This window comes from Protofrankia sp. CiP1_Cm_nod2, from assembly GCF_920664355.1.
GTDB lineage: Bacteria > Actinomycetota > Actinomycetes > Frankiales > Frankiaceae > Protofrankia.
Window position 1 is genome coordinate 1 of the sequence record NZ_CAKKTL010000168.1, and the last position, 11,071, is coordinate 11,071.

At 73.2% G+C, this 11,071-nt stretch carries 8 protein-coding genes and 1 pseudogene; 1 reads left to right on the top strand and 8 read right to left on the bottom strand.

What is annotated here, in order from left to right:
- From NBW84_RS17285 to NBW84_RS17310, 7 genes are all read right to left on the bottom strand, one after another.
- On the bottom strand, nucleotides 1–404 hold a 404-nt coding region (locus NBW84_RS17285; RefSeq protein WP_250285765.1), incomplete at its 3' end, for an AAA family ATPase.
- 324 nt (nucleotides 405–728) lie between these two features.
- Entirely contained in the window at nucleotides 729–2,990 is a 2,262-nt protein-coding gene (locus NBW84_RS17290; RefSeq protein WP_445548410.1) for a dipeptide ABC transporter ATP-binding protein, read from the bottom strand.
- Complete coding sequence (locus NBW84_RS17295; RefSeq protein WP_250285766.1) at nucleotides 2,987–3,883, bottom strand: ABC transporter permease; 897 nt, start codon at nucleotides 3,881–3,883, stop codon at nucleotides 2,987–2,989. Before NBW84_RS17295 ends, NBW84_RS17290 begins: the two co-directional genes overlap by 4 nt.
- Before the next feature lie 7 nt (nucleotides 3,884–3,890).
- Nucleotides 3,891–4,811: an ABC transporter permease gene (locus tag NBW84_RS17300; RefSeq protein ID WP_250285770.1), complete on the bottom strand. Its 921-nt coding sequence runs from the start codon at nucleotides 4,809–4,811 to the stop codon at nucleotides 3,891–3,893.
- A gap of 175 nt (nucleotides 4,812–4,986) precedes the next feature.
- Nucleotides 4,987–6,642, bottom strand: a complete 1,656-nt coding sequence (locus NBW84_RS17305; protein WP_250285767.1) for an ABC transporter substrate-binding protein — start codon at nucleotides 6,640–6,642, stop codon at nucleotides 4,987–4,989.
- Between the two features lie 259 nt (nucleotides 6,643–6,901).
- Nucleotides 6,902–7,030, bottom strand: coding sequence for a putative leader peptide (locus NBW84_RS24470; RefSeq protein ID WP_445548412.1), 129 nt, complete (start codon nucleotides 7,028–7,030; stop codon nucleotides 6,902–6,904).
- Between the two features lie 698 nt (nucleotides 7,031–7,728).
- The gene (locus NBW84_RS17310; protein ID WP_250285768.1) at nucleotides 7,729–9,204 is read right to left on the bottom strand and encodes an MFS transporter; all 1,476 of its coding nucleotides are present in this window, start codon (nucleotides 9,202–9,204) and stop codon (nucleotides 7,729–7,731) included.
- A gap of 371 nt (nucleotides 9,205–9,575) precedes the next feature.
- Between NBW84_RS17310 and NBW84_RS17315 the strand changes: the two are divergent.
- A pseudogene (locus NBW84_RS17315) lies at nucleotides 9,576–10,142 on the top strand (TetR/AcrR family transcriptional regulator); the annotation flags it as partial.
- Nucleotides 10,143–10,177: 35 nt separating this feature from the next.
- Here NBW84_RS17315 and NBW84_RS17320 read toward each other — a convergent pair.
- On the bottom strand, nucleotides 10,178–11,056 hold the full coding sequence (locus NBW84_RS17320; RefSeq protein WP_250285771.1) for an alpha/beta fold hydrolase: 879 nt from the start codon (nucleotides 11,054–11,056) through the stop codon (nucleotides 10,178–10,180).
- Nucleotides 11,057–11,071 lie beyond the last annotated feature (15 nt).

Below are 11,071 nucleotides of genomic sequence, written 5' to 3' on the forward strand. Positions count from 1 at the left end.
GTGTCGGGCAGCAGGCCGCGTGCGGCGGGGCCGGCGGCGCCGCCGGGGGTGCCGCTGCCGCCGGGCGTGCCGGCACCCTCCGTCAGGCCGGCGCGCAGGCCGCCGCGGGAGAGCTGGCGCAGGACCCCGAGCGGGAGATCACGCTCCACGCATGATCCGAAGGCCTCCAGCACGGTCGCGCCCGCCCGCGCGGCCCGCGCCATGAAGGTGTGCAGCAGCGCCGTCTTCCCGCTGCCCGCTCCCCCGGCGATGACGACCGTCCCACCCCTGGAGGCAGTACACTCTGCGAGCAGCGCGTCCAGGCAGCGCAGGGCGCCGTCCCGTTCCACCAGGGCGGGAACGGACTCGGCGGGGGGCGCGTACGGCCATCGCGGCGTGATGGCGGACAGGGCTGCGGTACCCATGGTGCTGCGTTTCCTCCGGCTGCGCCGACTTGGCACGCGAGCGACTGCGCTCGTCGCTGACCAGTGATCACCGTTGCTGACGTCGTCCGATGGTCCTCAAAGTCCGATGGTCCTCAAACTTTCCAACTATCGTCACCAAGATAGTGGTTTTACTCCCCTACCTCGAGACACCCCTGTCGGGACATCTCCGCGGAGAGCCTGGGCGCCGGAGCCGACAACACCGTCGACGGCGCTGGTCCGGACATCGGCTCTGGTCCGGGCATTGGTTTTGGTTTGGGTATTGACGAGTTGGGTGTTGTTGGGCCGGGTATCGCCGGGCGGTCGTCATCGCGACACCACGCTCAGGATGTCCGCGGCCGGCGCCAGGTCCGGGGCGGGCCCGGCGTCCGGCGGGCCGGGCGGCGCGGCGCGGCCGCCGACCGGTCGTGGCACGGCGGCCAGCAGCTGCCGGGTGTAGGCGTGCGCGGGCCGGGCGAACACCGTGGCGACGTCGCCGGTCTCCACCACCTGGCCGTCCTTCATCACGATGATCCGGTCGCTGACGTGGTGGATGACCCCCAGGTCGTGGGAGATGAACAGCAGCGCGACCCCCAGGTCGCGCTGCAGCCCGGCGAGCAGGTCGAGGATCTGTGCCTGGATCGACACGTCGAGGGCGGACACCGGCTCGTCGCAGACGATCAGATCGGGCCCGGGAGCCAGCGCGCGGGCGATCGCCACCCGCTGCCGCTGCCCGCCGGAGAGCTCCAGCGGACGGCGGCGCAGCACGTCCGCGGGCAGCCCGACCTGCTCGAGCAGCTCCACGACCCGGTCCCGGCGGGCCGCGCCCCGCGGAGCGCCGGGACCGGCCGGACCGGCGTCCCGAAGGGCGCCGCCGATGGCCGCACCGGCCTGTCGCGGAACGCCGCCGATGGCCCGACCGGCGTCCCGCGGAACGCCGCCGATGGCCACGGCCTCGCCGATGATGCGCTCGACGCGGTAGCGGGGGTCGAACGAGCCCAGCGGATCCTGATAGATCGCCTGGATGTGGCGGCGGCGGGCGCGCCGCGCGCGCTCACGCAGCCCGCTCCACGGCTGCCCGTCGAAGCGGACCGTCCCGGTGTCCGGCTCAAGCTGGCCGAGGACGATGCGGGCCACGGTCGTCTTCCCCGAGCCCGACTCGCCGACGACACCCAGCGTCTCGCCGGCGCGCAGCCGCAGCGACACGTCCCGTACGGCGTCCCGCCAGGTGCCGTCCGGGGAGCGGAAACGCCTGGAGATGCCCTCGACCTCCAGCAGCGCCTCACCGGTGGCTGCCGCGTCCACCCGCTGCCTGGGCGGGGCGCCCATCCCGGGCGCGTCACCCGGGGCCACCGGCCGGGGTGTCGCGGCCGCGGTACCGGGAACGGCGCCGGAGGCGGCACCGGCCGTACCGGAGCCTGACAGCGTAATGGCGGCGCTCGCCGCCTCGGAAGTGCCTGCCCAGGCGTCAACCGTTGCCGTGACGTCCGCTGCCGGGGCATCCGCTGCCGGGGCGGTGGACAGGACCCCGATGGGCGGGGCCTCGAACGGGTGCCAGCACAGCACGTCGTGCCGGCGGTGCGCGCCCGCGGGCACGACGCGGGCCGGCAGGCGTTCGCGGCAGCGGTCGTCCGCCCGCGGGCAGCGGTCCGCGTACGGGCATCCCGCCGGCCCTGGCAGCGGGCCGCGCGGTGTGCCGGGAGCGAGCCGGGTGCCCTTGGTGTGGGTGACGGGCACGGCGTCGAGCAGCGCCCGGGTGTAGGGGTGGCGGGGGCCGCCGAGGATCTGTTCGGCCGGGCCGTGTTCGACGATGTGGCCGGCGTACATCACCGCGATGTCGTCGGCGAGCCCGCCGACGACGGCGAGGTCGTGGCTGATCAGCAGCAGCGCGGCGCCGTCGAGCTTGTGCCGCCGCAGCAGGTCGAGCACCTGCGCCTGCACCGTGACGTCCAGGGCTGTGGTCGGCTCGTCGGCCAGCACCAGGGCGGGGCCGGCGGCTATCGCCGAGGCGATGAGCGCCCGCTGGCGCAGCCCGCCGGAGAGCTGGTGGGGGTACTGCCGGGCGCGTCGGGCCGGCTCGGGCACGCCGACGTCGTCGAGCAGTTCCAGCACCCGGGCGTCGGTCTCGGCGCGCGGGACGACCCGGTGGGTGCGCAGCACCTCCGCGATCTCGGCGCCGACCGTGCGCAGCGGGTCCAGCGACACCAGCGCGTCCTGGAGCACCAGGCCGATCCGCCGGCCGCGCACGGCCCGCCACCGCGCCTCGGTGAACGCGGCCAGGTCCTCCCCGGCGAAGCGCAGCCGGCGCGCGCTGAGGGTGGCGTTCCCACCGGTGAGGCCGACGAGGGTACGCGCGGTGACGCTCTTGCCCGAGCCGGACTCCCCCACCAGCGCCAGGCAGCGGCCCGCGTCCAGGGTGAACGAGACGTCGCGGACGGCGTGCACCGCCGCGCCGCCGGTGGTGAAGGTGACATCGAGCCCGTCCACGACCAGCAGGGGCTCCGCCGACGCGGCAGGCCTCGCCGAGGGGACGACCGGCGTCGGATCCACGTTGTCCGCCAGGTCTATGTTGCCCGCCGGGCCGGTCATGACGTCCTCCCGGCGAAGCGGCGCTGGGCGAACCGGCCGACGACGTTGACCGCGACCACCGTCGCGGTGATGGCGAGCCCGGGGAACACCCCGATCCACCACGCGGACGCCAGGAAGTCACGGCCCTCGGAGAGCATCGCACCCCATTCCGGTGACGGCGGCCCGGCGCCCAGGCCGAGGAAGCTCAGCCCGGACGCGTAGATCACCGACGTGCCGAAGCCGACGGCGCCGAGGACCAGCAGCGGGCCGAGGGTGTTCGGCAGGACGTGGCGGGCGATGAGCACCGGCCGGGGCAGCCCGAGCCCGACCGCCGCCTCGACGTACCCGGAGCGGCGGACCACCAGCGCCTCCGCCCGCACGATCCGGGCGTAGCCGGGCACGAAGGCGATCGCGACCGCGAGCATGACGTTCACCGTCCCGGTGCCGAGCACCGTCACCGCCAGCAGCGCCAGCAGCAGGGACGGCAGCGACAGCAGGACATCGGCGAACCGCATCAGCACCTGGTCGCCCACCCGGCCGGACAGCGCCGCGGCCAGCCCCAGCACCGTGCCGCCGAGCAGCGCGAACACCGTGGAGCCGGCGCCGACCAGCAGCGAGGTGCGGGCGCCGTGCAGCACCCGGGCGAAGACGTCCCGGCCGAGCTGGTCGGTGCCGAACCAGTGCGCGCCGCTGGGGGCGGCCATCGTCTGGCCGAGGTCGGTCTCGTTCGGGGCCTGGCCGGTGAACAGGCCCGGGGCGATCGCGACCAGCGCGAGCACGACGAGCAGCGCCCCGGCCAGCGCGACGCCGGCGCGCGAGAGCTGTCTGCGCCGCCGCGACCGGCTGGCGGCCCGGCCGGCCGCGGTCAGGGCCGGGGCCGGGCCGGTGAGCAGGCCGGGCTGGGTGGTGGTCACCGCCGGTTCACCCCTTCCTCAGTCGCGGGTCGATGGCGAGGTAGGCGAGGTCCACCACGGTCGAGATCAGGACGAAGACGAAGGCGGAGATCAGCACGACGCCGATCACCACCGGCATGTCCTTGTTCCCTACCGCCTGCAGGGTCAGCGTCCCGATGCCGGGGCGGGCGAAGACGACCTCGACCAGCACCGCGCCGCCGAGCAGCGTGCCGGTCAGCCAGCCGGTCAGCGTCACCAGCGACACCGCCGCGTGGCGCAGCGCGTGCCGGAACCGCACCGCCGTGCGGGTCAGCCCGCGGGCCCGGGCGGTGACCACGAACGGCTGGGCCAGCGCCGTCTCCAGGCCCTCGCGCAGCACCTGCGCGAGCACCCCGGCGACCGGCAGCGCCAGGGTGACCGCGGGCAGGACCAGCGAGGCGAAGCCCTCCGCCCCGGCCACCGGAAAGATCGTCAGCCGGAACGAGAAAAACGTGAGCAGGACGATGCCGAGCCAGTACGACGGCGTGGACACCGCCACCAGCTCCCAGGCGGAGGCCAGCGCGCGCGGCAGCGGCCGCCCGGCCGTCGTCACCGCGGAGAGCACCGCGACGGCGACGGCCAGCACGACCGCGGCCAGGGCGAGCTGGACGGTCGGCCAGAGCTGGCTGTCGATCAGCTCGGCCACGGGACGCTGGAGCTGGTAGGACTCGCCGAGGTCCCCGCGCAGGAGATGGCCGAGGTAGGAGGCGTACTGCGCCACGACGGGCCGGTCGAAGCCGTAGTCCTCCCGGATCTGCGCCCGTACCTCGGCGGAGGCGGTGGTGGACGGCCCGAGCAGCACCGCCACCGGGTCGCCCGGGACGAGCTGCAGCGCCGCGAAGGCGAGCGTCGCCGCCCCGAACAGCACCGCCAGCGCCGCCGCGAGCCGTACCGCCACCCCCCTGACCAGGCGCCCTCCGGCTGAGCGCCCTCCGGCTGAGCGCCCCCTGGCCAGGCGCCGCCCGGCCAGGTCACGCCCGGCCGGGCCCGCGCTGGCCGGGTCACGCCCGGCCGGGTCACGCCCGGCCGGGCCCGCGCTGGCCGGGAGCGTCCCGACCGGCCCCGCGTCCGTCACTTCTCGTCCGTCACTTCTTCTCGGTCCAGACGCCGTGGAACAGCGGCCACGAGCTCGCGTCGAAGGTCACCCCGTGCAGCTGCTTGGAGAGCCCGACGACCGTGGTGGGGATGTAGACCGGGACCGACGCGGCGAGCTCGATGACCCGCTTCTGGGTCTTGCCGTAGACGTCGTCACGAATCTTGGTGTCGAGCGTGGCGGCACCGGCGTTGGTCCACTCGTCCAGCTGCGGGTCGCTGATGAACGAGGCGTTCTGGCCACCGGTGGCTGCCGAGCTGGTGCTGTTGAAGAACAGCCGCAGGATGTCGGGCTCGGGCCGCGCCCAGCTGGAGTCCAGGATGTCGAACTCACCGGCGTAGCCCTTGGTGACGAAGGTGCCGATGTCGAAGGTCGGGCGCTGGAGGTCGATACCGATCTTCTTCAGGTCGGCCTGGATCGCCTGGCCGAGGACCACCCGCTGGTCGCGGATGTACTCGGCGGGCATGAGCGGCCAGACGACGGCCAGGCGCTTGCCGTCCTTGGTGCGGTAGCCCTCGGCGTCCCGCCCGGTCCAGCCCGCCTCGTCGAGCAGCCGGTTGGACACCGCCTGGTCGAACGGCCAGGTGTTCTCCAGTGACTTGTCGTAGGACGGGGTGCTGGGCGCCAGCGGGCTCCAGGCCCGCTGGTACTGGCCGAAGTACACGGCCTGGACGTCCTTGCCGAGGTCGATGCCGCGCTGGATCGCGGTGCGCACCCGCTGGTCGGTCAGGGGTGCCCGGGTCACGTTGAGGTAGATCTGGTAGGTGCCGCCGGCGGCCTGCAGGCGCACCGTGCCCAGGGCCTTGTTCGCCTCGACGGCGGCGACGTTGGCCGGCGGGACCGCGCGGGCGCCGTCGACCTGCCCGCTGGTGAGCACGCCCACCCTGGTGGAGTCCTCCGGCAGGACGCGGATGGTCAGCGCGTCCAGGTAGGCCGCCCCGGTGTTCGCAGCGCCCTCAGGTGCCCACCTGTAGTTCGGGTTGCGGACGAACCGGACGCTCTGGCCCTTGGTGTACTCGGCCACGGTGAACGGCCCGGTGCCGACCTGGGCCGGCCCTTCCGCGCACAGTTTGTCCGCGTTTTCCTGCAGTGTCTTCGGCGAATAGAAACCGAGGTAGGGAGTGCTCACCGCCTGCAGGAACGGCGCCGACGGAGCAGAGAAACTGATCTTGACGGTGTGCGGGTCGACGACCTCGGTGCCGGTGTAGCTCTTGATGAGCGTCGAGGCGTACTGCGACTTCGTCTTCGGGTTGGCTATGTGGTCGAAGTTGGCCTTCACCGCGTTCGCGTCGAAGGGCGTGCCGTCGGTGAACGTCACGTCCGTGCGGAGCTTGAAGGTGAAGGTCTTGAAGTCGCTGGAGGTCTCCCAGGAGGTGGCCAGCCAGGGGTGGATCTTCTGGTTGGCGTCGAAGAAGAGCAGCGAGTCGACGACGTTGCGCTGGACCTCGGCGGTGATGTCCTGCGGGCTGACGTGGACGTTGTAGCAGACCGGCTCGGTGTCGATGGCGTAGGTCACCGAGCCCCCGGTGCTGGGCGCGGCCGCGCGGGGGGTGGACGATCCACCGTCGGACGACCCACAGGCGCCCAACACGAGCGCCGCAGTGACGGTGACGCCGGTGAGGGCGTACGTGGGCCTGACAAAACGCATGGAGCCACTCCGAATGTTCTGGACGGGCAAAAAATGCGACGGGACGGCTGGCATTCCGCGCGGCAGGCCGGTTACGGCACACGCGGGACACGCACCGGGACGGTGAACCCGCCGGGACGGCGGTCCCCGCCGGGACGACAGGCTCCGCCGGGACGGCGACTACACCGGAAAGACGACTACACCTGAAAACAGAGGTGGCCGCCGGGCCGGCGGCGGCACCGGACCGCGTGGCCGAACGAGAAAGACGACCGCGTACGGGTCAGCGTGAACAGGTGGCGCTGGAGACGCGCAACAGGTCGATGTGACGCCGCGACGTCAGACGCGACGTCAGAAGCGACGTCAGAACAGCCATGCTCCGACTGCTGTGACGATACCCCTGCGACCTCATGCGGGGGACATTAGCCGAGCCCAAACCCGGCCGGTGAAAAAGGCCGATGTGATGCTCGCCATATAGGCGTGCCTGACATCCGCCGTCCCGGCAGGAAGCGGTTTCGATAGTTGGTGCCCGGATGAATATCGGGGTACCAGTAGGGGTCGTCAAGGGTTGACTTCAAATCCGGCACATGTTAGCCGCGCCAGGCGGAACACGAGTGCTTACCCGGCACCGGCGGCACCGGCCCCGGTGACCGCCGCCGGAACACCCGTGCCGGAATAGCGCCGGCCGGGCCACCGCGTAGCCGTCCAGGCACACAATGTGCCGGCCACGCGGGCGGCCGGAATGCGACGGCGGAAGTGCCGTGGGTGACGCTCCCGTCCGGCCGAGCGCCCCGCCCACCGGGAACACCGCCCCGGGCAAGGCCCTGGCCCCTCGGAAAAGAACGGCGCTCCGGAAAGAACAGGACCCGGGAAAGAACCAGGGCCCCGGGAAACCGTACCGGGGATATCGGTGGCGGCACCGGTATCCCGTATCCCGTATCCCGTCGTCCTGGCGACAGCCCGGCCGGGCGGGAGAACGGGCAGGCGGGAGAACGGGCAGGAGAATGGACGGGAGAACGGAGCCGTCCCCGCGGGCCGGTCAGGGTGGCCCGCGGGGACGGCGGCTGGGACGGGCCCGGTCGCGGCCCTGTCACCTCGTGGGGGCTGGCGTCACACGGGCTGGCGCTGGGGGTCGGCCGGCTCACCCGCGGCGGGTACCGGCTGCCCGGCCGGCCGGGGCGTGCGGGCCAGCGCGAGGGCCACCACGGTCCCGGCGGCGCAGATGGCGGCCGACACCCAGCCGCCCACCCGCAGCGCGTCCACGATCCCGGCCGGGTTGGCGTCCGGTGATGCCGGCCCGTGCGGACGGGCCACCACGACCGCGATGATCACGGCCAGCCCCAGCGCGGTGCCGATCTGCTGGAAGGTCGAGGCCAGGGCGTTGGCGACACCCTGTTCGGCCGGTGCCACCCCGGCGGACGCGGCGACGAACACCGCGGTGAAGGCGACCCCACCGCCGATACCCCACAGCACCAGGCCGGGCAGCAGGGCCAGGTAGGAGCCGTCCACCGACACCCCGGCGGTGACGGCCGCGATGCCGACGCCGCCGACGAACAGGCCCGCGGCCATCGTGGTGCGCAGCCCGTAGCGGGTGAGCAGGGTGACGGCCGCCGCGCCGCCCACCATCGAGATCACGGTGAGCGGGAGGAACGCCAGCCCGGCCTCGAGCGGGCTGAAGTGAAGCACGTTCTGCAGGTATGTCGTGAACAGGTAGTACTCGCCGGCGAGGCTGCCGACGAGCAGCAGCACCGCGAGCATCGCGATCACCAGTGTGCGCTGCCGGAACAGCCGCGGCGGGGCCAGCGGGTCCCGGGTGCGCAGTTCGACCAGGACGAAACCGGCCAGCAGCACCGCCCCGACGATGATCGAGGAGGTGGTGCGGGCGGCCGTCCAGCCGGCCTCCGAGCCGGAGGCCAGGCCGAAGACGACAAGCGCCACGCCGGCGGTGGCGATCAGCGCGCCGGGCAGGTCGAAGCCCTTCAGGCCGTGCGCCCGCGGCGGGTCCGCGGGCAGCAGGCGCGGGGCGGCCACCAGGGCCACGGCCGTGAGCGGGACGTTGACGAAGAAGACCGACTCCCAGCCGAACCAGTCGGTGAGCAGCCCGCCGAGCAGGGCCCCGGCGGCGAGCCCGCCGCTGGCCGCCACGCTCCACACCGCCAGGGCCTGGGTGCGTTCGGCACCCTCTTCGTAGATGGTGCTGATGAGCTTGAGGATCGCCGGGAACAGCAGCGCGCCGCCGACCCCCTGCACCGTCCGCGCGGTGACGAGCACGCCGGGTGCCGACGCCAGCCCGCCGGCCAGGGACGACAGGCCGTACACGAGAAGCGCGACGGTGAAGACGCGGCGCGCCCCGAGCCGGTCGGAGGCACGTCCGCCGAGCAGCAGCAGGCCACCGAAGGCGACGGCGTAGGCGCTGACGACCCACTGGATCGACTGCGAGGTGAAGCCGAGATCCCTGCCGATGTCGGGCAGCGCGACATAAACGATGTTGTAGTCGACGGCGACGATGAACTGCGCGAACGCCAGCAGCGCGAGGGTGAGCCGGGTGCGCTGATAGGGCAGCCCGGGGGCTGCGGGAACAGTCATGGGGCGGGCTCCTTCCTCTTCTTCTTCTTCGGGTGCCTCTGGTGCCTTGGGTTTCTTGGGTTCCTCTGGTGCCCTGGGTTCCTCGAGGCGGCGGCTGGCACGTGGGACCAGCCCGGACGGACGAGACGGACGGCGCGACCCCGCGGCGACGCGGCGCGTGCCCCGTCGCCGCGGGGCGACGGGCGTCCGGGCCAACTGACGCGACAGCCGCGACAGTACGCCGTTCAAAGACTACACGGCTATCAATGTTTGGCCGCAGTGTAGGAGACAAGCGCTGTAAACTACCAACGGTGGAAGATCGCATGCTTCGGCGCCGGGACCGGCTACGCGCCGAGACGGTCCGCGAGATCAAGGCGATCGCACTGCGCCACATGGCCGACGGTGGCGCGGCAGCGCTGTCGCTGCGGGCGATCGCCCGCGAGATGGGCATGACCGCGGGCGCGCTGTACAGCTACTACGACACCCGCGACGACATGATCACCGCGCTGGTGACCGACATCTACACCTCGGTGGCGCAGCGGCTGGAGACCGTCCGGGCCGCGGCCCCCGCCGACGATCCCGGCGCCGCCCTGACCGCGGTGGCGATGGCCTACCGCGAGTGGGCCGTCACCAGCCCGCAGGAGTACCAGCTTCTCTACGGCAGCCCCATCCCGGGCTACCGGTTCCCGGCCGAGGGCGACGCGTCCTCGGCCGAGCAGCAGGCGTGCGGCGTGCTGCTGCGCCTGGTGGAAAGCGCCTGGCCTGGCCTGCGGACCAGGCTGTCCGCGGCCGGGACGGACCCGGGCGACAGCACCGACGACCACGACTGGTCCGACTTCACCCCGCCGTTCGCCGCGCTGGCCCGCACGGCGGTTCCGGGCCTGCCACCGGCGGCCGTCGCGCTGTCGCTACGGATCTGGGGCCGGCTACACGGGCTGCTGGCGCTTGAGATCAACGGGCACCTGCGGCCCCACGTGATGGACCCGGCGACGCTCTACCGCGCCGAGGTGCGCGAGCTCGCCGCCTGGCTGGGCTCCGGCGACACCTCCGCCGGTGCCGCGAGCGCCGGCACCGTGGGCACCGAGGCCGCGGGATGCGACACTGCGGGGGCTGACACCGGCGGCGAAGCCGCCAGCTCGGCGCGGATGGCCGCGATGACCGCCCCGGGATCCTCCGCCAGGTAGAAATGCCCGCCGGGAAAGACCCGCAGGCCGAACGCGCCGGTGGTGTGGCCGCGCCAGGCCTGTGCCTCGTCGATCGTGACCTGCGGATCAACGTCACCGGTGAACACCGTGACCGGGCAGTGGACCACCGCGTCCGGCGCCGACCGGTAGGTCTCGACCGCGGTGTAGTCGGCGCGGATCGCCGGCAGGATCATCCGCAGGATCTCCTCGTCGCCGAGCAGCCGGGAGTCGGTGCCGGCGAGCTGGCGCAGCTCGGCGACGATGCCGGCGTCGTCCCGGCGGTGGACGTCCTGCCGCTGGCGGTACCTTGACGGCGCGCGGCGGCCGGAGGCGAGCAGGCGCACCGGCCCGTCCTGCCCGCGGGCCCGCAGGCGCAGCGCGACCTCGAAGGCCACGACGGCGCCCATGCTGTGCCCGAAGAACGTCAGCGGCTCGCCGCCCCACGGCAGCAGGGCCGTGGCGATCCCCTCGGCGAGCCCGGCGATGCTGGTGACCGCCGGCTCGCCGAGGCGGTCCTGGCGGCCGGGGTACTGGACGGCGAGCACTTCGACGCCGGGCCGGCCCGGGCCGGCCGATGCGGACAGCTCCTGGGACAGCGGGAAGAAAAAAGGTGCCGAGCCGCCCGCGTGCGGGAAGCAGACCAGCCGCCCGGCAGGATCCGCCACTGCGTGAAACCGTCGTATCCACAGATCGGCACCGCCGCC